At 44.0% G+C, this 23,922-nt stretch carries 19 protein-coding genes and 1 tRNA gene; 13 read left to right on the top strand and 7 right to left on the bottom strand.

From position 1 onward, the window contains the following. The first annotated feature begins 111 nt into the window (after positions 1 to 111). The 11 genes from benA (at position 112) to JMX50_RS07100 (ending at position 11,584) form a co-directional block, all read left to right on the top strand. Positions 112 to 1,497: a benzoate 1,2-dioxygenase large subunit gene (gene benA, locus JMX50_RS07150; protein WP_201629013.1), complete on the top strand. Its 1,386-nt coding sequence runs from the start codon at positions 112 to 114 to the stop codon at positions 1,495 to 1,497. Between the two features lie 62 nt (positions 1,498 to 1,559). Continuing rightward, the gene (gene benB, locus JMX50_RS07145; RefSeq protein ID WP_020443471.1) at positions 1,560 to 2,057 is read left to right on the top strand and encodes a benzoate 1,2-dioxygenase small subunit; all 498 of its coding nucleotides are present in this window, start codon (positions 1,560 to 1,562) and stop codon (positions 2,055 to 2,057) included. Positions 2,058 to 2,122: 65 nt separating this feature from the next. Further along, complete coding sequence (benC, locus tag JMX50_RS07140; protein ID WP_201629012.1) at positions 2,123 to 3,139, top strand: benzoate 1,2-dioxygenase electron transfer component BenC; 1,017 nt, start codon at positions 2,123 to 2,125, stop codon at positions 3,137 to 3,139. 59 nt (positions 3,140 to 3,198) lie between these two features. Beyond that, positions 3,199 to 3,978, top strand: coding sequence for a 1,6-dihydroxycyclohexa-2,4-diene-1-carboxylate dehydrogenase (locus tag JMX50_RS07135; RefSeq protein ID WP_144296328.1), 780 nt, complete (start codon positions 3,199 to 3,201; stop codon positions 3,976 to 3,978). Between the two features lie 75 nt (positions 3,979 to 4,053). Beyond that, entirely contained in the window at positions 4,054 to 5,283 is a 1,230-nt protein-coding gene (benE, locus tag JMX50_RS07130; protein ID WP_201629011.1) for a benzoate/H(+) symporter BenE, read from the top strand. A 111-nt stretch (positions 5,284 to 5,394) separates the two neighbouring features. Further along, the gene (locus JMX50_RS07125) at positions 5,395 to 6,084 is read left to right on the top strand and encodes a 3-oxoacid CoA-transferase subunit A (RefSeq protein ID WP_201571629.1); all 690 of its coding nucleotides are present in this window, start codon (positions 5,395 to 5,397) and stop codon (positions 6,082 to 6,084) included. Positions 6,085 to 6,143: 59 nt separating this feature from the next. Beyond that, a complete protein-coding gene (locus tag JMX50_RS07120; protein ID WP_191691239.1) occupies positions 6,144 to 6,809 on the top strand; it encodes a 3-oxoacid CoA-transferase subunit B in 666 nt (221 codons plus the stop codon). 17 nt (positions 6,810 to 6,826) lie between these two features. Continuing rightward, on the top strand, positions 6,827 to 8,062 hold the full coding sequence (gene pcaF / locus JMX50_RS07115) for a 3-oxoadipyl-CoA thiolase (protein ID WP_201629134.1): 1,236 nt from the start codon (positions 6,827 to 6,829) through the stop codon (positions 8,060 to 8,062). Between the two features lie 82 nt (positions 8,063 to 8,144). Further along, positions 8,145 to 8,924, top strand: coding sequence for a 3-oxoadipate enol-lactonase (gene pcaD, locus JMX50_RS07110; protein ID WP_201629133.1), 780 nt, complete (start codon positions 8,145 to 8,147; stop codon positions 8,922 to 8,924). A 423-nt stretch (positions 8,925 to 9,347) separates the two neighbouring features. Continuing rightward, entirely contained in the window at positions 9,348 to 10,709 is a 1,362-nt protein-coding gene (locus tag JMX50_RS07105; RefSeq protein ID WP_201629010.1) for an aromatic acid/H+ symport family MFS transporter, read from the top strand. 341 nt (positions 10,710 to 11,050) lie between these two features. Beyond that, positions 11,051 to 11,584 carry a DUF2058 domain-containing protein gene (locus JMX50_RS07100; protein ID WP_201629009.1) on the top strand — a complete coding sequence of 178 codons (534 nt, stop codon included), beginning with the start codon at positions 11,051 to 11,053 and terminating at the stop codon, positions 11,582 to 11,584. Between the two features lie 170 nt (positions 11,585 to 11,754). Here the strand turns inward: JMX50_RS07100 and JMX50_RS07095 are convergent, their stop codons facing one another. The 4 genes from JMX50_RS07095 to speB all read right to left on the bottom strand — a co-directional run bounded on the left by JMX50_RS07095 (position 11,755) and on the right by speB (position 17,827). Further along, positions 11,755 to 13,254: an aldehyde dehydrogenase family protein gene (locus JMX50_RS07095; RefSeq protein ID WP_227670959.1), complete on the bottom strand. Its 1,500-nt coding sequence runs from the start codon at positions 13,252 to 13,254 to the stop codon at positions 11,755 to 11,757. Positions 13,255 to 13,446: 192 nt separating this feature from the next. Next, positions 13,447 to 14,853: a YjiH family protein gene (locus JMX50_RS07090; protein ID WP_201624530.1), complete on the bottom strand. Its 1,407-nt coding sequence runs from the start codon at positions 14,851 to 14,853 to the stop codon at positions 13,447 to 13,449. A 132-nt stretch (positions 14,854 to 14,985) separates the two neighbouring features. Beyond that, positions 14,986 to 16,737, bottom strand: a complete 1,752-nt coding sequence (locus tag JMX50_RS07085) for a 5-guanidino-2-oxopentanoate decarboxylase (protein ID WP_201629008.1) — start codon at positions 16,735 to 16,737, stop codon at positions 14,986 to 14,988. A gap of 121 nt (positions 16,738 to 16,858) precedes the next feature. Continuing rightward, on the bottom strand, positions 16,859 to 17,827 hold the full coding sequence (gene speB, locus JMX50_RS07080) for an agmatinase (protein ID WP_201629007.1): 969 nt from the start codon (positions 17,825 to 17,827) through the stop codon (positions 16,859 to 16,861). Between the two features lie 244 nt (positions 17,828 to 18,071). Here speB and JMX50_RS07075 point away from each other — a divergent pair, with 244 nt between their 5' ends. After that, complete coding sequence (locus tag JMX50_RS07075; RefSeq protein ID WP_201629006.1) at positions 18,072 to 18,971, top strand: LysR family transcriptional regulator; 900 nt, start codon at positions 18,072 to 18,074, stop codon at positions 18,969 to 18,971. Between the two features lie 49 nt (positions 18,972 to 19,020). Here JMX50_RS07075 and JMX50_RS07070 read toward each other — a convergent pair whose 3' ends face one another. The 3 genes from JMX50_RS07070 to JMX50_RS07060 form a co-directional block, all read right to left on the bottom strand. After that, entirely contained in the window at positions 19,021 to 20,811 is a 1,791-nt protein-coding gene (locus JMX50_RS07070) for a potassium/proton antiporter (protein WP_201565298.1), read from the bottom strand. 321 nt (positions 20,812 to 21,132) lie between these two features. Then, on the bottom strand, positions 21,133 to 21,468 hold the full coding sequence (locus tag JMX50_RS07065; protein ID WP_201629005.1) for a GlpM family protein: 336 nt from the start codon (positions 21,466 to 21,468) through the stop codon (positions 21,133 to 21,135). A 278-nt stretch (positions 21,469 to 21,746) separates the two neighbouring features. Continuing rightward, a complete protein-coding gene (locus JMX50_RS07060) occupies positions 21,747 to 23,411 on the bottom strand; it encodes an alpha-keto acid decarboxylase family protein (protein ID WP_201629004.1) in 1,665 nt (554 codons plus the stop codon). 260 nt (positions 23,412 to 23,671) lie between these two features. On the opposite strand from JMX50_RS07060, the gene JMX50_RS07055 reads away from it, so the two are divergent. Continuing rightward, positions 23,672 to 23,746 (top strand) — tRNA-Gly (locus JMX50_RS07055). Positions 23,747 to 23,922 lie beyond the last annotated feature (176 nt).

The raw sequence follows: 23,922 nt of genomic DNA, 5'->3' as shown, positions 1-23,922 counted from the left end.
TAGCATTAATTAATAACGACTAGCGACTTACGTTTGATATGTCCTCAGTTGTCGTATCAAACGTTAGCTTCTAATCTCATTTTATACCGTCATTATACAAGGAAGGCAGCCATGAGCGAGCGTATCAATCTAGTACCTGAAGGATCAGACATCACTATTGATGATTTTTTAGAAGAGAACAGTGAAAAAGGGATTTATCGCCTGCATCGTAGCGCCTTCACTAACGAAGAGTTGTTCGAGCTTGAGATGAAGTACATCTTTGAAAACAATTGGGTATATTTGGCTCATGAGTCTCAAGTTCCTGATAACAACGACTACTACACCTCATACATTGGTCGTCAGCCTGTTATTCTTGCCCGCAATAAAGAAGGCGAGCTGCATTGCATGATTAACTCATGCTCACATCGTGGTGCACAGCTCTGCCGACATAAAAAAGGCAATAAAGCCACTTACACCTGCCCATTCCATGGTTGGACCTTTAACAACTCAGGTAAGCTGCTTAAAGTTAAAGATCCAAGACATGCAGGCTATCCAGAATGCTTCAATAAAGAAGGCTCACACGACCTAAAACAAGTGAAGATGGCCAATTATAAAGGCTTTATCTTTGCCAGCTTAAATGATGATGTTCAGTCAATCGAAGACTGGCTTGGCGGCTCTACCAAAATTCTTGACATGATTGTCAATCAGTCGCCAGAAGGTCTAGAAGTGTTACGCGGCACCTCAACCTATACCTTTGATGGTAACTGGAAACTGCAAGCTGAAAACGGTGCCGACGGCTATCACGTATCAGCCGTCCATTGGAACTACGCTGCGACAACTGCGCGCCGTAAAGAAGCTGAAGCTGTCAAAGAAGACAATATCAAAGCCATGAACGCTGGCAAATGGGGTCGACAAGGCGGTGGGTTTTATTCTTTTGAAAACGGTCACATGCTGTTATGGACACAATGGGAAAACCCACAAGACCGTCCAAACTATGCTTATCGCGATGAGTATGTCGCCAGCTACGGTGAAGCCATGGCGGACTGGATGATTGGGCGCTCACGTAACTTATGCTTATATCCAAACGTCTACATCATGGATCAGTTCAGCTCACAAATTCGCATGCTCCGCCCTATCGCGGTTGACAAAACTGAAGTCAGTATCTGGTGTATCGCACCAAAAGGCGAAAGCGATGAGGCACGTGCACGCCGTATTCGTCAGTATGAAGATTTCTTTAACGTTACTGGTATGGCAACACCTGATGACTTAGAAGAGTTCCGCTCGTGTCAAGAAGGTTATAACGGTATCAAGCTTGAATGGAATGATATGTGCCGAGGCTCTGAGCATTGGATTCAAGGTGCAGATGAAGGCGCGGCCGCTATTGACCTTAAACCTTTGATGAGTGGTGTTAAGACTGAAGATGAAGGGTTATATACCGTCCAACATCGCTACTGGCATGAAGAGATGAAAAAAGCTCTAGAGCAAGAGCAGCAGCTACACGGTGCTAATAGCGACTAATACATTTTTATTATTACTCTGCTATTTATTGTAGAACTGACAAAAAAATAAGGATATCAATCATGAAAAATGCAACTGTTAACATTGAAGACATTAGACAGTTTCTATACCGTGAAGCGCGTTTATTGGATGAGAAAAAATGGGAAGAATGGCTCACTTATTACGATGAAGACTGCCCTTTCTGGATGCCAAGTTGGGATGATGATGGTCAACTCATCAGCGACCCACAACGAGAAATCTCGCTGATTTATTATCCGGATCGCCGTGGTCTTGAAGATCGCATCTTCCGCATCGAGACTGAGCGCTCATCAGCGACCATACCTGATACGCGTACCACGCACAATTTATCGAATATTGAATTGCTCGAAGACAATGACGGTATTGTGACGGTGCGTTTCAACTGGATCAACAAGTCCTTTCGCTATCACGAGACCAATACCTATTGGGGTTACTCTCAGTACAAAATAGACATGACTCAAGACCAACCAAAAATTTTGGATAAGTATGTGGTCTTAAAAGACGACTATGTGCATCAAATCATGGACGTCTATCACGTCTAATCATTATTCACTCATTATTTAGCCACTAGCTTTTAATTAATACGTGTTGAAAAGGGATATTTCTCATGGAATATAATATTGCTCTACAGTTCGAAGACGGCGTCACAGGCTTCATCAAATGTGAAGCCGACGAAACCGTCGCCGAAGCCGCTTATCGTCAAAAATTTAATATCCCTGTGGATTGCCTTGATGGTGCTTGCGGTACTTGCCGTTGCCATTGTGAATCTGGCAGCTACGACATGCACCCTGATATGTATATCGAAGATGCACTGACAGAAGCTGAAGCTGCTGAAGGGTATGTACTCACCTGTCAGATGATTCCAGAAAGCGACTGCGTGATCAAAGTACCAACCTCCTCTGAAGCCTGTAAAGTCGGCAAGTCTGTATTCAAAGGCAAACTACAACAGCTGAATGTACTGTCAGAATCTACCATTCACTTTGGCGTCGAAGTCGACAATCCAGATGCACTAGTATTTTTGCCAGGCCAGTATGTCAATGTCAGTATTCCTGACTCTAACGAGACACGCTCCTATTCATTTAGCTCTATACCTAGTGCCAATCAGGCCGAATTTGTCGTCCGCAATATTCCTAACGGCAAAATGAGCACCTTTTTATCTGATACTGCGACTATAGGTCAAGAGATTAATTTTGAGGGTCCATTTGGCAGCTTTTACCTGCGCCCTCTAATCCGCCCGACCCTATTTCTAGCAGGTGGTACTGGTATCGCGCCTTTTTTATCGATGCTAAAAAGTTTAGAGGTGTCTGGTGCTCATCATCCTGTCAGGATGGTCTACGGCGTCACCAACGATTTTGATCTGATAGAAGTTGAGACACTAGAAGAAGTCAAACAAAACCACCCTTGGTTTGACTACCGCACCTGTGTCGCCACTGAAGACAGCCAGCATGAGCGTAAAGGCTATGTTACCGGTCATGTTGATAATGAGTGGCTGAACGATGGTGACGTCGATGTCTACTTGTGTGGTCCGTTAGGGATGGTGGATGCGGTGAGTAACTGGTTAGACAGCAGCAATCTAAAACCGAGTAATTTTTACTATGAAAAATTCACGCCCAGTGAACAATAACGTAGCCTAGCCGTATTACTCTACTAGCAAAGCATGAGCAAGATTTTTAGGAGACTGTCATGAGTAAAAGATTTGATAATAAAGTATGTATCGTTACTGGTGCCGCCCAAGGCATCGGGCGCGGAGTCGCATTACGCTTAGCAAGTGAGGGCGGAAAAATCGTCATGGCAGACTTTTCTCCATTAGTAGAAGAGGTGCTGGCTGAAATTATCGCTGATGGTGGAGAGGCAATTACCATTCAAGCTGACCTTGAAACCCATCAAGGTGCTAAAGAGGCTATTGATAAGGCACTTGATAGCTATGGGCGTATCGACATATTGGTCAACAATGTCGGCGGCGCAATATGGATGAAACCTTTTACCAGCTTCTCTGAAGCAGAAATCCAAAAGGAAATCAGCCGCTCATTATTTCCAACATTATGGTGTTGTCATGCTGTTTTACCAACCATGGTCAAACAGCAATCAGGCACTATTGTTAATGTGTCCTCTATCGCTACTCGCGGTATCAACCGCATACCCTATTCGACAGCGAAAGGCGGCGTGAACGCCATGACCGCATCGCTCGCTTTTGAGTATGCAAACGATGGTATCCGTGTGAATGCTGTGGCAACTGGCGGTACTGAAGCGCCACCCAGAAAGATTCCACGTAACGCCAAACCATTAACTGATGATGAAAAATCATGGATGAATGCGGTGGTTGATCAGACCATTGATCGCACCTTTATGAAACGCTACGGCACGATTGATGAGCAAGTCAATGCCATCTTGTTTTTAGCATCCGATGAGTCTTCTTATATTACTGGTAGTACCATTCCTGTGGGCGGTGGCGACGAAGGCTAATAATAAATCTGCCAATTAGTAGCATGCATCTTAATTTGCAACCCCGTAACGAATGCTAATTTGCAAGGAAGCAATATGGCCTCTGTAATCCAAACCTTAAAAAACGACTGGTCGCTCTCCGCATCGGTTGCAGGGTTCTTAGCGGTTCTTATTTCTTATGCGGGTCCTTTGATTATTTTTTTTCAGGCCGCACAAGCCGCACAAGTCTCAGATGCCATGATGGCATCTTGGATTTGGGGTGTCTCCATCGGTGCTGCCATTCCTGGTATTTATTTATCTATTAAATATAAAACACCGGTTATTACAGCATGGTCCGCCCCTGGTACCGCTTTACTAGTCACCCTATTTCCACAGATGAGTATTAATGAAGCTGTTGCCGGTTATATCATCTCGGCGATTGTCATATTTATTGTTGGAGCGACAGGTTACTTCGACAAAATATTAAAATGGATTCCTAACGGTATTGCCGCTGGCATGATGGCAGGGATTCTATTTCAGTTCGGCTTAGAATTATTTAAAGCCACTGATAGCATGCCATTTATCGTCTTTAGCATGCTCGGTTGCTACTTATTAGCCAAACGCTTTTCGCCGCGCTATACAATGATCTGGGTATTGATATGCGGTGTTATCTTAAGCGTCTTACTTGGCAAAATGAACCCTGTCCATTTCGATTTAGCCGTTACCATACCTACTTTTATTGCCCCTGAATGGTCGTGGAACTCAACGTTTAACCTCGCTATACCACTCATCCTTGTGAGCTTAACTGGCCAGTTTTTACCCGGTATGGCTATTTTAAATCTTAGCGGTTACGACACGCCAGCCAAGCCTATTGTGAGTGTTACAAGCCTCGCCTCGTTAGCAGTTGCATGTGTTGGTGGTATCACTATCGTACTTGCCGCTATCACAGCCGCGCTTTGTACTGGCAAAGATGCGCATGAACTTAAGGAAAAGCGCTATATCGCAGGTGTCGCTAATGGCATCTTCTATTTATTTGGCGGTTTATTTGCTGGCAGTATCGTGATGGTATTTAGCTTGCTTCCAAAAGAGCTTGTCGCGGCACTAGCCGGCCTTGCATTAATCGGTGCCATTTCTGCCAATATCACCATTGCTATGAAAAATGATGAGCAAAGAGATGCAGCGTTAATTACCTTTTTGGCGACAGCATCGGGTATGAGCTTTTTGGGATTAAGCTCTGTGTTTTGGGGCATTGTTATCGGCATGATTGCTCACTATATTCTGACCAAAAAACGCCTACTACCAACATCATCTATCTCATTAACGACCTCTAATAATGAAGCCAATTAAGAGCAAGTCTCTTACGAAAAAATTAAGTAGTGTCAGAGTAATGACTCAACCTGTACACCGCTTATCAATCTTAAAGACACTACCTCATATGACTTTTTATAGGATATAAACATGATTAACAAAGCAGATAAAAATATCACTGACGTACTTAGTCAAATCAAAGATGGCGCCACCATCATGATTGGTGGCTTTGGTACTGCAGGGCAACCAGCTGAACTGATTGATGGCCTTATTAATTTAGGCGTAAAGGATTTGGTCATCATTAATAATAATGCCGGTAACGGCGACCATGGCCTTGCCAAGCTCTTAAAAACGGGTGCTGTGCGTAAAATCATTTGCTCTTTCCCGCGTCAATCGGATTCTTGGGTATTTGATGAGCTTTATCATGCTGGCAAGATTGAGCTGGAGCTAGTACCACAGGGTAATCTGGCGTGCCGTATTCAAGCAGCTGGTATGGGGCTCGGTGCGGTATATACGCCCACAGGCTTTGGCACTTTACTCGCAGAAGGTAAAGAGACTCGAGAAATCGATGGTAAAGACTATGTTCTTGAATATCCGATCAAGGCTGATTTTGCTTTAATTAAAGCTTCTAGAGGCGATCGTTGGGGCAACTTGGTGTACCGCAAGTCTGCCCGTAACTTTGGTCCTATCATGGCAATGGCAGCTGATATTACTATCGCCCAAGTCTCCGAAACGGTTGAGCTTGGCGCGCTTGATCCTGAGCACATTATTACGCCGGGTATCTTTGTGCAGCATGTGGTGCAAATTCAGCCTGCTAGCACTGAATCTGCTAGCGCTTAACTTTCTAGAACAGCTACTACAGCCACCGCTTAATACTGCTAATTATAAGGATCATAATCATGAACCATACTTCCTACACCGTTTTGACCCGCGATCAAATCGCCGAGCGCGCTGCACAAGATATTCCAGATGGTGCCTATGTCAATTTAGGCATCGGACTACCGACCAAAATTGCGCAATACTTACCGGATGATAAAGATGTCTTTTTGCATTCAGAAAACGGCTTATTAGCTTTTGGACCACCACCTGCTAAAGGTGAAGAGGATCCCGAGCTGATTAATGCCGGAAAAGAGTACGTCACAATGCTCGATGGCGGCAGCTTCTTTCATCATGGCGACTCTTTTGCCATGATGCGCGGTGGTCATCTTGATATCTGCGTACTAGGTGCATTTCAAGTGGCTGAAAATGGTGATCTAGCCAATTGGAGCACCGGTGCGACAGATGCAATACCGGCTGTTGGCGGCGCTATGGATTTAGCCGTCGGTGCCAAAAAAGTCTTTGTGATGACCAATCACACCACCAAGACTGGCGACCCTAAAATCGTTAGCAAGCTTACCTACCCTGTGACTGGCAAAAACTGTGTTGATCGTATTTATACTGACTTATGTGTCATTGATGTCACTGATAAAGGTTTAGCCGTCACTGAAATGGTCGATGGCTTAAGCTTTGCGGACTTACAAGCATTGACGGGTGCGACGCTAATTGATGCTACAAATTCAAAATAATAAAAAGGACAAGGATGATGACTGATTCAATCACTGGTTTAAATGATGCTTATATTATCGATGCCATTCGCACCCCTTTTGGACGCTACGGCGGCGCTCTAGCACAGATACGCGCTGACGATTTGGGAGCTATCCCTATCAAGGCGTTAATGGAACGTAATGCCAATGTCGATTGGGTACAAGTAGATGACGTTATTTACGGCTGTGCTAATCAGAGCGGTGAAGACAATCGCAACGTCGGGCGTATGTCATCGTTACTAGCTGGCTTACCTTATCAAGTGCCTGCCACTACCGTGAATCGCTTATGCGGCTCGTCAATGGATGCGTTAGCGATAGCCGCGCGCGCTATTAAAGCGGGTGAAGCGCATCTAATTATTGCAGGTGGTGTTGAGAGCATGAGCCGTGCGCCATTGGTAATGGGCAAGTCAGATCAAGCGTTTGGTCGTAGTCAAAAGCTCGAAGATACCACGATGGGCTGGCGCTTTATCAATCCAAAGCTTGATGAGCTATATGGCACGGAGACCATGCCGCAAACTGCTGAAAATGTCGCAGAGCAATTCAATGTCAATCGTGCTGACCAAGATGCATTTGCATTACGTAGTCAACAACGTACCGCAGCGGCGCAAGAGGCAGGGTTTTTCAAAGATGAGATTACTCCAGTCAGCATCCCGCAGCGTAAAGGCGAGCCTGTCATCATTGATACCGATGAGCACCCTCGTGCTGATACCACACTTGAGAAGTTGACCAAACTGCGCCCTATCGTCACCTCAGATGGCACCGTGACGGCTGGCAACGCGTCAGGTATCAATGATGGCGCAGCGGCTTTTTTAGTGGCATCAGAGCAAGCGGTCAAAGAGTTTAATCTAAAACCGCGTGCACGTATTGTGGCCTCAACTACGGTAGGCGTTGAGCCACGTATTATGGGCTTTGCTCCAGCACCAGCGATGAAAAAGCTGCTTAAGCAAACTGGACTGCCACTTGATGAGATGGATGTCATTGAATTAAACGAAGCCTTTGCCGCTCAAGCTCTCGCTTGTACGCGTGACTTAGGGTTAGCTGATGATAGCAAGCGCGTCAACCCTAATGGCGGTGCAATTGCCCTTGGTCATCCACTCGGTGCCTCAGGAGCACGTTTGATTTTAACAGCACTTAATCAACTTGAGAAAACTGGCAAGCGCTATGCCATATGCTCAATGTGTATTGGGGTTGGACAAGGTATCGCGATGATTATTGAGCGGGTTGTTAACAATTAAGCAGCACTATTAATAAATATCAATTAAATCACTCACCATTACTATTTCACGGACATCGTCAGGACTAAAAAGGATAATAATGATGCCTATATTTAACAACCAAGAAATTGCCCTAAACTATGCCACTTTTGGTGATAACAGCAATCCTGCTCTGATATTTTCTAACTCTTTAGGTACCAGCTATCATATGTGGCAGCCGCAAATCGATGCCTTACAAAACGATTATTTTATTATCTGCTATGACACCCGTGGCCATGGTAAGTCTTCCGCACCAAAAGGTCCTTATAGTTTGGATCAGCTTGGACAAGATGTGATTGATTTGCTTGATCATTTAAACATTGATAAAGCATTTTTTTGTGGCATCTCTATGGGCGGCATGACTGGTCAATGGTTAGCTATCAATCATCCTGAGCGCTTCCATCACTTGATGCTATGCAATACCGCCGCAAAGATTGGTAATGAGGCGGCTTGGGTAGATCGCGCGCAATTGGTACGTGAGCAAGGACTAAAACCTATCGCCGCTACCGCTGCTTCGCGTTGGTTCACAGCAAGTTTTATCGATAATTATCCTGATGTAGTTAAAGCATTATCTGATGCTCTCGCAGCTGGTAGTAGCGAGGGTTATGCCAGCTGCTGCGAGGCATTATCTGTCGCTGATACTCGCGAGCAGTTAAAGAACATCCGCGTGCCTGTCACAGTGCTTGCAGGTTCTGAGGATCCAGTGACAACGGTTGCCGATGGTCAATATATGGTCGATCACATCCCTAACGCTACGCTCGCTACTATCGATGCCTCGCATATCTCAAATATTGAGCAACCTGAAGCATTTAATCAACTCGTGCGACAGTATTTGAAACATTAATGGTGCTATGGCCTTTGTCCAAATACACTCACTGCCATTTGCAATGTTGGCGGTGTTTGTATGACGGCTATTCTTTACATTTAGATTGCTCATATATCTTTTAGATATATGAGCAATCTTTTTTTACCTATCTATTAATAGATATTAGCTATTAATAATAAGCACATATTTTTCTCATAAAAAATAAATATAACGGATATCCGTAGCCTGATTGGTTATTAAGGCGTTTGCTTAAAGAAAATCGCTTTTTCATTTTCTGCTTCTTTTATCAAAGCTATCTATACACTCTTATACTTCTATCTGTTAATAAAAAATGCCATACCTTCTAGGTATAAACTAATACTTAGATAGTTTTTGACTTGATCATTAGAAAACAATAACTTGTTAGACACTTATAAAGATATTACCCATGGAGAAATACGAATGGAATCACCAACCTTAAACATCAATAAAGTTATTGATGAAGCCAAATTTGCTCCTTTTCATTGGAAGGTACTGTTTTGGTGTCTACTGATCATTATCTTTGATGGTTATGATCTTATTATTTATGGCGTGGCCCTACCGTTACTCATGGAGGAGTGGTCATTGACCGCGGTACAAGCAGGCTTTCTTGCTAGCGCAGCACTCTTTGGCATGATGTTTGGTGCCATGATTTTTGGTACTTTGTCTGATAAAATCGGTCGAAAAAAGACCATCATGATCTGCGTTGGTCTATTCAGTAGCTTTACCTTTTTCGGTGCTTTTGCTAATGGTCCGATGCAGTTTGCTGCTTTACGCTTCATTGCTGGTCTTGGTATCGGCGGCGTAATGCCGATTTGTGTGGCACTGACCTCTGAGTATGCGCCAAAGCGTATTCGTAGTACTCTAGTCGCTATTATGTTTAGTGGTTACGCGATAGGCGGAATGGCATCAGCATTATTAGGATCGTTTTTGGTGGTAGATTACGGTTGGGAGATTATGTTTTATATTGCAGGAATACCTACCCTGCTATTGCCAATTATCTGGAAAATGCTGCCTGAATCTTTGATGTATTTGGTCAAAGAAAAAAGACATGATGAAGCCAAAAAAATCGTCCGCAAACTTGCACCACAAGAGACCATCACGGCTTCAACCAACTTAATATTAGATGAACCAACCAAAGGCGATGACGCTCCTATCAAAGCGTTATTCCTAAAAAACAGAGGTTTTACCACCATTATGTTTTGGGTAGCCTTCTTTATGTGCTTGTTGATGGTATATGCTCTCGCCAGCTGGTTACCAAAGCTTATGATTCAGGCCGGTTACTCGCTAGGTGCTAGTATGCTGTTCTTATTTGCACTCAATATCGGCGGTATGGTGGGTGCAATCGGGGGCGGTGTGCTGGCTGATAGATTCCACCTGAAACCTGTTTTAACCGTTATGTTTGCTTTAGGTGCGGTGTCGTTGATACTGCTTGGCTACAATAGCCCTCAGGTGGTGCTATATACTCTTATCGCGATCGCCGGAGCAACCACTATTGGCTCACAGATACTGCTCTACACCTTTGTCGCTCAGTACTATCCGACTGCTGTACGTACGACGGCTATGGGCTGGGCATCAGGTATCGGCCGCATTGGTGCTATCGTAGGTCCTATCTTGACTGGGGCGCTACTGACACTTGAGCTAAGCCATCAAACGAACTTCTTATTTATCGCCATTCCCGGTGTTATTGCCGCTATTGCGATTTTCCTTGTTAACTTAAATGCTGCGGTTGATGGTAAAAAGAGTCGAGTACAAGCAGTGCAGTTAGATACATCGGCCGCCTAAGTCAAATATGAGAGTCAATTACCATATAACCATAGAACTATCTAAGATGAATTTATAGCTTAAATTCATCTTAGATTCACCATACTTATTGAATATATGAGGTTTTCAAGAAACTGGTAACCTTTTTTATTGACCAAAAATTGGTTTAATAAATCTAATTCTAAACACTTATTCTAACTCTCGCTAAATTTATACCATCACTTATTAGAGTCCCACGTCAAATAATTAATAGCACGCTCAATGTGATGACATGTCTGGGCAAAATTTGTTACCATGACTTTTTAAAAGTCTACAATTTAGATAATTTCAGATTTAGGCAATTTCACTTAGGTAATACAGACATGGCCAAAAATGCCCTACAAGAACAACTCTTAAAAGCTGGATTGGTGGATAGCAAAAAAGCCAAAAAAATCAGCAAACAGTCGCAGCATGCCAAGCGTACTGGCGACGCATCAAACCTTAAAGCTAAAAAAGCCTTGGCAGAAGCCCAAGCCAAAAAAATAGAAAAAGACCAAAAGCTCAATCAGGAAAAACAGCAACTTTTAGAAGAAAAAATGCTAAGAGCCAACGTTATTCAGATGATTAAGCAACACCAAATCACAGAGACACAAGGCGATGTCACCTATCAGTTTGTTGACGACGCTAAAATTAAAAAGATTTATATCACCCAAAAGCTATATGATCAGATAGTAGCAGGTCATGTGGTGATTGCGCGCTTAGAAGACGATTACGCGCTGCTCCCGCGCCCCTTGGCTGACCGCATCAACTCCAAGCTAGAAGGCTTTATGGTGGTATCGAATGACAAATCAGAGGTTGAGCTAGCAGAAGATGACCCTTATGCCGCTTATGTCATTCCAGATGATTTAATGTGGTAGGTAGTAGTTATTCACCATATTGCTAATGGCTAAGCATTAACCAAAATCCCCTGTATAGAATATCTATAACAGGGGATTTTTATTAGCGAAATAGAAAATCACTCTATGCACAGAAAAGTCTAGCGATTCAAATTATAATGATTCAAATGATAGGGCGCTAAAATCAGCAATTACGACGGTAGCAAAACGTGCTTACTCTGCTGATAGGCAGACAAGCCATCAGTACCCAACTCGCGACCAATGCCACTTTGTTTAAACCCGCCCCAGCCAGCTTCAGGTACTACAATTTGCTGCTCATTAACCCAAATATGACCCGCTTGGATTTGTAGCGCCATCTCTAACGCTGCAGTCTCATTGGCGCTGACAATAGTTGCTGCCAAGGCATACTTACTATCATTGGCAAGTTCAATCGCCTGCGTATCATCTGCAAAGGTGGTACTGACCAATACCGGTCCAAATACTTCTTCTGTCCATAACTGACTGCTCACTGGCACATTCGTATAAATGGTCGGCGTTGCAAAATATCCTTGGCGCTCTAGTATCTCGCCACCTGTTAGGCAATTAAGATTTTCATCAACCGCGATATCGATATATTTTTTGACTTGCGCAAGTTGCTGCGCACTGACCAATGGACCTATTTGCGTGTCAGCAACAAAACCATCGCCAATTTTCAAACCTTCTGTTTTTGTTTTCAGTGTTTCAAATAACAACTTGGCAATGTCTTGATGGACAAGCAATCTTGAGGTTGCAGAACAGATTTGACCGGCATTGGTAAAGATACCGCCCATGATTAAATCACAGGCATAATCAATATCAGCATCTGCGCACACCACGATAGCGGACTTACCACCCAGCTCTAGACTGATATCCTTGATACCTTTTGCTGCTTGGCGCATCAATTTTTCACCGACGATATTACTACCGGTAAAAGAAACCTTGTCAATGAGTGGGTGACTGGTCAGCGCTGCGCCTACTTCAGCTGCGCCCGGTAGAATATTGACCACCCCTTTTGGCAGCTCAATAGCGGACAATATATTGCCTAGCATCAACTCCGGTAGTAGTGTCACCTCTGACGGTTTTAACAGTACGGTGCAACCTGCCGCTAATGCTGGTGCTAATTTCCAAGCAGTAGTGACCATCGGGAAGTTCCAAGGCACGATAAGGGCGCAAATACCAACGGGTGCATAGGTTTTTAATAAGCGTATACCTGTCTCGTTGGTGGTGACCTCAGACCAAGTCGTCTGCGCATTGATAAGATTGGCATAATAGCGATAACAAGCAATGGCGTCACTAACGTCTATTTTCGCCTCTGCAATCGGCTTTCCGTTATTCAATACAGACAGCCCAACCAGCTTATCAAACTGCTGCTCCATCGTATCTGCAATAGCCTGTAAATAACGCGCCCGCTCATTGACGCTGGTTTGCGACCAAGACGGATAAGCACGAGCCGCCGCATTAACTGCGCTTTCTACCTGTGCGCTATTACACAAACGAGTTATTGCAATAACCCCGCCTGAGCTTGGGTCATATAAAGCATGTTCACCTGCTGAATCAGATGCTTCAATAGTAACCCAATCCCCATCGATATAGGCGGCATTTGACCTAACTTCATTTTGCATCGTTTGTATGGCGATATCTCTTGTGAAAGACGTAGAATTATTCATTTCCATAATTTTCGCTGACCTTTTAATCTCTTTATTAGTAATGTCATTTTCATTAAATGGTGCTTATTGATAAGCTCATTTATTATTCATATTGCCAATTAAACAGTCGATTTTACCTTATCAAGGCAAAACCGACTAAGGGTGTAGTATCGTTGTACATCAGAATCAATAGCCGTTAGCGTCATATAGCAGCAGGTTTTAGTACAGTAGATGCGCCACTGACGTGATGACCACCAAGCTAATCAGCGTCCGCAAGATGAAAATCAAAAACAGCTCTAACACGTTAAGCTTGATGTTTGATTTCAAAATCAGCGCGCCCACCTCAGACATATAGATAATCTGGGTAATAGAAGCAGCCCCAACGATAAAGCGCGTCATTTCACTCTCGATACTTTTACCGACCAACGCAGGCAGATACATATCGGCAAAGCCCATAATCATCGCTGGAGCCGCCTCTGCTGCCTCTGGAATCTGCAATAATTCAAGCAATGGCACGAGCGGCGCCGACAGCCAATTAAATACCGGCGTGTATTCTGCCAAACCAAGACCAATGGTACCGATAGCGAAAATCACAGGGATAAGGCCAAGGTAGATATCAAATAAATTCTTTAAACTGTGTTTGAATACGTTACCCAAACTTGGCATAGAATGCGCGCGCGTAACGGCACGATTGACCGCCCATTGGTAGGTAGAGTACTCAGCAGGAATACCTTCATCCAGCATGCTTTTACCAGAGTGATAAGTATCAGGTTTTAGCGATAGCGGCGGTATACGCGGCATAATAATAGCGGCAATAAAGCCCGTTAACGCAATGGTTAGATAAAAGAAAACAAAGTTATTATCGACGCCGATGGTTTTGGCAACGACATAGGTAAAGGCGATGGATGTCACCGAAAAGGTGGTGGCAATAATTGCCGCCTCACGCAGACTATAATAGCTTTTATTGTACTCTTGCATGGTGACCAGCAAGCCAATGGAAGCGGCACCAAACCAAGAAGACATCGCATCGACCGCAGAGCGCCCAGGTAACTTAAACAATTTAACAAATACTTTGCTGGATAAAGTACCCAAGAATTCCATCAAACCAAAATCCGTCAGAAACGGTAAAGATAAAATGGCAAAAAAGAACAAAGGAATCAAAATAGGGATAAGGTCTTCAAAAATCACGCCGCCGGTATTACGGTTAATAATAAACTCAGGGCCAACTTGTAGGTAAATCATCCATGCAAACAAAGCGCCCAAAAAGCGCGCGCCAAGCCAAAACCAGTCCACATCAAAAAGCTTTGCCCACATAGAGCCTTCGTGCAAATTGGGTCTTAATACCTTAACTGCCAGCGCTCCAATAAAGGATGTCGTCACAATTGCCAATACCGCGTAAACAACATAACCTCCCAGCACTGCTTGCAGGGTATCGGTTAATACGCCCAATAAAATAGTGATTTTGCCATCCCACTGAAAAGGTATAATAAATAATGCCATACCCAGCGCTGAAAATAGCAAAAACTTCCACATGGATGCTTGCCACTGCGCCCCTTGCGGCGTTTCTAGATCGACAGGGTCATTTCCCAAAATCGGCTGCTGCGACTTATCGATATAATTCGTCATTTAATCCTCCTTGATAGGCGACGATCGCCAAATTTCTTCCTTTCGCTGTCTGACCTATCCCTAGTTTTAGCGAATTGAGCAAATAGTTGAATGCCGTTTTATTAGTTATTTTTCGTGTAAATGATGCTTGAATCAGCTAAAACAGGCAAAGGTCTTGCCCATTTCAAGAAGAAATTCGTCAGCTTCATCAACCTCATAAATAATCGGTTGCTTGCCTTTGATGTCCTTTTGCAATGCGTCTAGCAGTTGCTGTTTGGCGGTGATTCGACGATAACCTGCCCCAAATCCTGCGGCTAATGGCTCAAAGTGCGGGGTTTTAATATTGACCCCAATCAGTGGCAGGCCACCCTCTTCCATATAGCGGCGAATCTCACCGTAACCTTGGTTGTTCCATAACAGCACAATCAATGGCAGCTCAAGCTCGGCGGCGCAAATTAGTTCTGCGATGGTAAACTGAATGCCGCCATCGCCAATCAGACTAATAACTGGCGCTTTTGAGCCAATCATGGCACCAATCGCGGCAGGCAAACCATAACCCAAAGTGCCAAAGCCAGTCGATGAGTTAAACCATCGACGCGTGGCTAAAGCCTCAAAACCAAGGTTGCCACTATAAACAGGTTGGGTTGAATCGCCAACGAAAATGACGTCTTTTACTTCATCTCGAATCAGCTGTAGCAGTGCGTTTTGACCAGAAAAATCTGGCGTCATTTCTTCTATCAACGCTTGCTTTACCTTTGCTACTCGCGGTGCTGCTTGATGATTCAGCGGTTGATTTTCTAAGCGCGTACATAAACCGCTGATAGCCATTTGCGCATCTGACAATAGCGCAATATCTGCTCTAAACGGACGCTGTAATTGCTGAGCATCGCAGTCGATACGAATCAGCGTGCCATTGATTTGGAACCCACCATTAAAGAAGACGTCATAATCAGTCTCGCCAAGCTCAGTACCAATCGCCAATACCAAATCAGCTTCGCTAATCACGGCGCGACCGGCGTCCAATGACTGATTGCTACCCAAACTCAACGGATGAGCAGGTGGCAGTAAACCTTTGGCATTAATGGTCAAAAATGTCGGCGCATCGATAAGTTCTGCCAATTTTTGTGCGTCATGATTAACATCAACGCAGCCGCCGCCGTAAAGTAAGACTGGATTTTTTGCGCTTTTAAGCTGCTCAATAATCAAATCCAATTGCGCAGGATGAGGTAGCGGTTTGTTTGCTTGTAGTTGCGTCAAAATATTATTAGTAGATTGGCTGTTTAGAGAAGCATCTAGCTTATTTAGCTTATTTAACTTAGGCGGCTTGGCGACATGACTGGCATCGGCGGTAATCACATCAATGGGCAGCTGGATATGCACCGGCCCTGGACGCGCGCCATTAAATAACGCAAAAGCTTCAGCAATGACTTTGGGTAGCGACTCAGGCTGCCAAATCGTTTTACTCATGAGCGCAACCTTACTGACCATACCTTGCTGATCGTGCAATTCATGCAAGTGCCCCTCACCGCTGCCGGTATGCTGCACTTTATTGACACTAGATATCACCAGCATCGGGATAGAATCTGCCAATGCTTGCGCCATCGCCGTCATGATATTGGTCATGCCGGGACCGGTAATGATAAAACAAACCCCAACTTTACCAGAAGCGCGGTAATAACCATCCGCCATAAAGCCTGCGCCTTGCTCATGACGCGGTGTCACGTGGCGAATATCGGTATTGGGCAGGCCACGATATAGCTCGACCGTATGTACGCCCGGAATACCAAATACCGTCTCCACCCCATAATACTCTAGCCACTGTACGAGCAGCTCACCGCAAGTTAGAGATGAGGCAGTTGGCGCGGAATTTGGCAATGAAGAAGGCGTTTGTAGAGAATGCGTCATGAGTTAATCATCCTAAAAAAATTCAATAGCAATTAAATAAGTCGTTCAGTATCAAATCCAAGCTAAACCCAAACTGACCTTTAATTCCTTGTAAAGAGCAATTTGGGTTTATAAATTATTTTCAATAAATGGCTTTAACCTTATCGTCATAGCGCACGCCCGGTAGGATACATAGCATCTCAAATAGCAGGTTCGCGGCTAGTACCGAGGTGTTACCAAACGGGTCATACGGCGGTGACACTTCTACCAAATCGCCACCAACCACATCAAGGCCACGCATACCGCGAATGATTTCGATACCTTGCGTTGACGTCAAGCCACCGATTTCAGCGGTTCCCGTACCCGGTGCAAAAGCAGGATCAATACCATCAATATCAAAACTTAAATAAACAGGGCCAGCGCCTAATTTTTCGCGCACTTCTGCCATCAAAGGTGTCAGCGATTTATACCAACATTCTTCAGCAGGCACTACGCGAAAACCTTGCTCGGTTGACCAATCAAACTCTTCAGCACTATAACCCGTACCACGTAAGCCAATCTGAACTACGCGATTGCCATCAATGAGGTTTTCTTCGACAGCACGGCGGAACGGCGTGCCATGGGCAATTTTTTCGCCAAACATCTCATCATTGATATCGGCATGCGCATCGATATGTACCATACCAACAGGGCCATGTTTTTTGGCAAGCGCACGCAAAATAGGCAAGGCAATGGTATGGTCGCCGCCTAACGTTAAAGGAATAGCGCCATGACTGACGATTTTATCGGTATAGAATTTTTCGATGATATCAATGCTTTTTAGCAGGTTAAAGGTATTGATAGGCACGTCGCCAATGTCAGCGACTTGTAAGGACTCAAAGGGAGCGGCGCGAGTGGCGACGTTATAAGGGCGAATCATGCGTGATTCATCGCGAATCTGTCTCGGTCCCAATCTTGCACCGCTACGGTTTGAGGCGCCAATATCTAAAGGCACCCCAACAAATGCTACATCTAGCCCTTCAGCATCGGCTTGGGTTGGCAGGCGCATCATAGAAGCGAAGCCGCCAAATCTTGGCATATCGTTGCCGCTTAATGGTTGATTAAATTTCATCACTCACATCCTTGTATCGATTGGTCAAAACAGACAATTTGTCTATATTACTTTTTGTCTATATTACTTTTTATCTATGCCACTTTTTCTATAGCTCTGACAATACCTAAATATCAGAGGCGAGACCATGGTAAAATTTAGAAGTAAACTTCTGATTTTTCGTAGTAACTTTGATTTATTCGTTATTTATAGAAGTTTTATAAAAAAATCGGTTAAGACAATAGATACGGGGACATGACTTTCGATGCTAGATGAATTAATAAAAATTGATATCAAAACATTACGTAGCTTTATGGCCATCGTGGAGTGTCAAGGTGTGACCGCCGCGCAGTCACGCTTAAATGTCACGCCATCTGTCATCAGCGGTCATTTAACCCATTTAGAAGATCGTTTGGGTATGACACTTTGTCATCGTGGGCGCGCGGGCTTTAAGCTCACCGAGGACGGTGCAGCAGTTTACGAGGCTTGCTTAAGTTTTACCGAAGCGGTGGCAAGCTTTCAACATCAACTGCATTATATTCGGCAATTAGATTCGGTACGCGGCGGTCATATTCGATTATGTCTTATCGATCAAATGCCGACGGTTTTTTATGATGCGTTACGTCAGTGCTTGGCTGCGAGCTATCGTAATAATCCATTGATACATTTTTCTATCGATGTGCAAAGCCCTGAGAGTATGCTCGACAAGTTACTTAGCAATGAAAGTGATATTGGCGTGGGCTATTTTGGCAGCTTCCCACCCCTATTGACTTTTCAGCCCGCATTTATCGAAAAACAGGTCGTCTGCTGCGGACGCGAGCATCGGCTATTTTATGAGGCAGAAGGTTTGACCTTTGAGGATTTGGAACAAAATTATCCTTGGATAAAACGAGGTTATATTACCGATTTGAGTATCAATCATGTCCGCCCAAAAACGTTAAGCGCCACCACTTACCATATGGAGGCGACCGCGCAGTTGATTTTGGCGGGTCATCATGTCGGCTACTTGCCCAATGACTTGGCAAAGCGTTATGAAGAGATGGGGATGATGAAAATACTGTTGCCCAATGAGGCAAGTTACGAGGTCAAGCATCATTGGGCTTATCGAGAAAACCTACATAAGCACGTCGCTGATTTTTTACAGCAAATGACTGGGCTTTTATAGAATCACGAGCCTTGTATAGACAATAGCGATAAATAACAATGGCAAACAGCTACCCCGCCTTGGGTAGCTCTTCGCGTTTTAAGCCTATGGTTCTAAGCTTACCCTTATCATCGACTTCTTTGATAACCAGTGACCATTCATCATTAATCGCCACCGTGTCACCCGATACCGGCGCCATATCCAAGCTGTCTTTGACGTATTCAGCAACCGTTTGCTCCCACATGCTTTTTTCGTGGTCTTCTGGTTTGGATTTTAACTTATCGACCAAAGATTCAGAGGTCATAACACCGGTAAAAAATGGCAAATCGCCCAGTTTGACACTTGGTGATAGTAGCCAATCACCATAAAAGTCATCGATGGCTTTACGGTCTAAGGTTGTATCATTAAAAATCTTAGCTATCTGACTGGCATGATTACCGCGCATGGCATACCAGACGCTATCACCAAATTTGAGCTTGGTATTTTCATCGACAATGACAATCTGCTGCCCGCGTACCAAGGCAAACACACTAATCTCATCAGGGTTGACGCGGTTAGAGATGCCCATCGGATGGCGACCGATTGCAAACGCCCCTGACTTTACTTGGAACTGATATAACGTAATGCTTGCTTTGTCCGATACCCAAACCTCATGCTTTTCTTCGGGGTCTTTATTATTGGGGATACGTACTTTAAATAAATCGGCCATAAAGGGAATGGTCGTACCTTGCAAAATTAAAGATAAAACCACCACGCCAAAGGCAATATCAAACAACATAAAGGCGCCATCAATACCCGCCATCACCGGTAAAATAGCAAGGGTAATAGGCACTGCACCGCGCAAGCCAACCCAAGAAATAAAACCAATTTCTCTGTCTTTAAATTTAAAAGGCTTGACGCTGCTATAAACGGCGATAGGACGAGCAATCAAAATCATAAAGGCGGCAATGGCGACCGAGTAATACCAAACATTGAGCACGTTTGATGGTGTGACCAGTAGACCCAGCACCACAAACAAGACCGCTTGTGATAACCAAGCAAAGCTATCCATCACCCGCATGACATGCTCGGTTGAGCGTACTTTATGGTTGCCTATCAGCACCCCAGTGAGATAAACGGCTAAAAACCCGCTACCGCCGATTAAATTGGTTGCTGCAAACACCGCCAAGCCAGCCGATAGTATTAAGATGGCATACATGCCTTCTGCCAGATGTACCTTGGGCAATAACCTTGACAATAAATAGCCAAACAGCAAACCCATACCAAGGCCAAAGCTAAGCTGTTGTAACAGCAAGCCTAAAAAGCCAAATACTGTCTGTCCGGCAGGGTCAACATTTAAAGCAATCAACCCTGTCACTAATAAAATAGCTAACGGGTCGTTGGCACCGGATTCTAGCTCCAACGTCGCTTGGACGCGGTCGTTAAGCTTAACCCCGCCATTACGCAGCAATGAGAATACCGCTGCCGCATCGGTTGAACCGACAATAGCCGCCATCAATAACCCGAAGCGCCAATCGACATCGAGTAGCCACGTGACAAACACACCCAGTATCATGACCGTCGCCAGTACGCCCCACGTGGCAAGCGTGATGGCTGGTCTTAGCCCGACTCGGAAAGATTTAAAAGAGGTGCGCAGTCCACCATCTAACAAAATACAGGCCAACGCCGCTTGCCCGACAAAGTTCGCAAGACCGTATTGAGAAAACTCAATACCTAACAGGCCTTCTTCACCCGCCAGCATCCCAACGACTAAAAACAATAGCAAAAGAGGAACGCCCAAACGCGCCGATAACGTGCTTGCCATGATACTGGCAAAAATTAAAACTGCTCCTACGAGATACAGGATATTTAAGGTATCCATCTTTTTTTAAGCCCTATTTTATCAGTGATAACGAGTGGAATGATTGCGATAGTATTGATCTAAGTACTAACCTTTATATTGATATTGACCTTATTTTGCGGCGGATAGCATCGTGTTTGATATTGTAGACAAAATAATAAAACCGTCCTTTAGAATAACATCGTTGACCAAAGCTAGAGAACCTATATTCATAGCAATCGTCTTAAAATCATTTATTAATCGTTTCATTTGCTTTATCAGCTTCTAAAACATCAGTTTATAAAAAGCCACTTTTACTCTATTGTTCAAATAGTAGAAAATATTGCCGTTTTTCAACCACCACTAAGCTTGAATATATTGCCATGCAATCACTAAGATAGCCGCTGCCACTGTCCAAGCGACCACGCCCAATAAAAGCGCCTTATATAAACTGACATAACTGATGCTAAAAAACACCACCAAGGTATAAATAAGATGCGGAATGACACCCAGCATACTAAAAATCAACGCCACCTTTAAGTCAGCAGGATTACGCTCAGTGCCAACAATAAAATGGCTAATCAAGGTAAAGGTGGGAAACAGCGGTGCCAAGGCTGCCAAATAAAAGAAGCGCGTCTGCGCAAAAAGTTGAATCAGTAATACCATCAAAGCGCCAATAAGCATTTTTAGCCAAATCATGATGGCCTATCTCCTATCACGTGTTAATCGCATAATTTAGCATGATAATGAATACTCCACGCAAAATGGTCGATAATAAATCATTAGCGCCATAAAACCTTAGCCACACACATCATTAATGTTATAAAAATTGCCATGCTACAATATAAACAAATCCCTATTTAGCATGACGCCAAATAGGGATTTGTTTATAAGCTTTTTTAATGTATGGTTTTAATGAATAAAAATATTAATAAGTATTAATCTATTTTAATTTAAAACCCTTCATATTACTTAGGCTATTTAGGTTTAAGGGCGGCGCTGATATCAGCCAATAATGGTGGAATGTCATGCTTATCTGCTATCACTTCTAACATCACCAGCTTATCTTTGGTGGCAGCCGCTTTTTTCAACGCCGCTTTTAATTCGCCAGCGGTTTCCACTTTCATAATTAAGCTATTTTCTTCCGTCGCACCAAAGGCTTTTGGCATCATTTGCCAGTCGCACTTAGGAATGTCATTGTAGCGCTGGTTTTCACCATGTATCGCCCGCTCAACGGTATAGCCGTCATTGTTAATCAGAACAATGACTGGATTGATGCGCTCTTTAATCATTACCGCTAATTCTTGAATGGTTAATAAAGCCGAGCCGTCACCAATCAGTAAGATACTACGTTTATGCGGTGAGGCAATAGCACCACCCAAGCTCGCTGGCAAGGTATAACCAATTGAGCCCCACATTGGTTGCCCATAAGACGTGACCCCTTCTGGCAGACGCACATCACTGATACCAAAATACGCCGTGCCTTGGTCAGAAAACACAAGGTTTTTATCATCAAGTGCATCAGCAATGATATGCCATAAGTCATCTTGGCGAATCGGCTCATCATCTTTGCCATTTTGTTTATGGGGCTGCATCTCTTTGCAAAATTGCTTAGGTACAATCTCAATACCCGAGGTCATGACTTCATGCAGGGTTTGCAGAGCATCTTTTAACGCAATCGGTGCAAAATTTCGACCGCTGATAGACGCACGCTCATAATGCAAATCGACCACGACTTTTTCATCAATATCTTGGCTAAAACCTGCAGTAGTAGTATCGGTATATTGCACGCCGATTTTAATTAAGCATTCGCAATTTTCTACTGCGTCTTTAACCACAGGACGTGATGCCACGCCTGCATAAGTACCCGCCCAACGCTCGCTGTTTTCATCAAGCAGGGTTTTACCCCATGATAACGTCGTATAAGGAATGTCGGTATCAGCGATTAAGGCTTTTAGCTGATTTTGTAACCCCAAACGATGTACCATCAAATCTGCCATCAAAGTGGTGGTTTTATTAGGTAAAAAATCTATCAATGCTTGTTTAAAATCTGCCAATGCTGCTTGGCTAGTAATATCTTCTTGGCTGTCATCAAGCTTGGTCGTTGGTGGATAAATCGGTGTTTTTGCCACATCTGGTGATAATAATAAATAGCCGGGGCGATGCTTTTTAAGAATCAAGCGAATGACGCGATCAATCTCAGAGGCCGCGTTATCAGGCGTGATATGCGCGCGCGCGACGGTGACGGGTTCAACCATTTTGATAAAATGATTAAATACGCCATCACCCAATGTGTGGTGAATCCGGCGTTTTGAATCTTGTAACGCCGTGCTTGGAGCACCGACCACATGCAGTACCGGTGCATACTCGGCAAAAGAGCCTGCCGTGGCATTAATCGCCGACAGCTCGCCCACGCCAAAGGTCGTCACCATAGCGGCAAAGCCACGCTCGCGTGCGTAGCCATCAGCAGCATAACCAGCATTTAGCTCATTGGTGTTGCCAACCCAGCGCAATTTATCAGAAGCAATCACGTTATCCAAAAACGTTAAATTAAAATCACCGGGCACGCCAAATATTTCTGTCGCACCCGCTTCAGCGATACGATCAAATAAGTAATCAGCGATTGTATATTGTTGACTCATTTTTTATCCTTATGACTTATCATTATAAGTATTGATAATGGTGTATATGATGGTTGTTCACTATAAACCGCATCCCAGCTTATTTATTCAATGCAAAGCTTTTGGAATGTAGAATATAACTATCTGTTATAACATACGATGAGGGGCGGATGACATAGCTAATGTGCTAACTTTTACTTTTTTTCGTGATAGGTATTGACACCTTCGAAAAACTGCGTATAATACGCCTTCATCAACTGACGATAGTTAATTGATAATTAGCGGGAATAGCTCAGTGGTAGAGCATAACCTTGCCAAGGTTGGGGTCGAGAGTTCGAATCTCTTTTCCCGCTCCAAATACTTAAAAAGCCTCACTACTCTTTATATGAGCGGTGAGGCTTTTTTTTGTCCAATTTTCAAGGCTTGTAGAAGATATTTCGGAATATCTTTTCTAATCCAGTTAAGTTTAGCTACTCAATCAAAAAGCTCATTTTCGGTGCGGTGCCCAAACCGTGCCCCACTTCTTAAATCA

Origin of the sequence: Psychrobacter maritimus (assembly GCF_904846345.1) — a bacterium.
In the GTDB taxonomy this organism is placed as follows: Bacteria; Pseudomonadota; Gammaproteobacteria; order Pseudomonadales; family Moraxellaceae; genus Psychrobacter; species Psychrobacter maritimus.
This window is presented reverse-complemented; position numbering and strand designations above follow the sequence as displayed.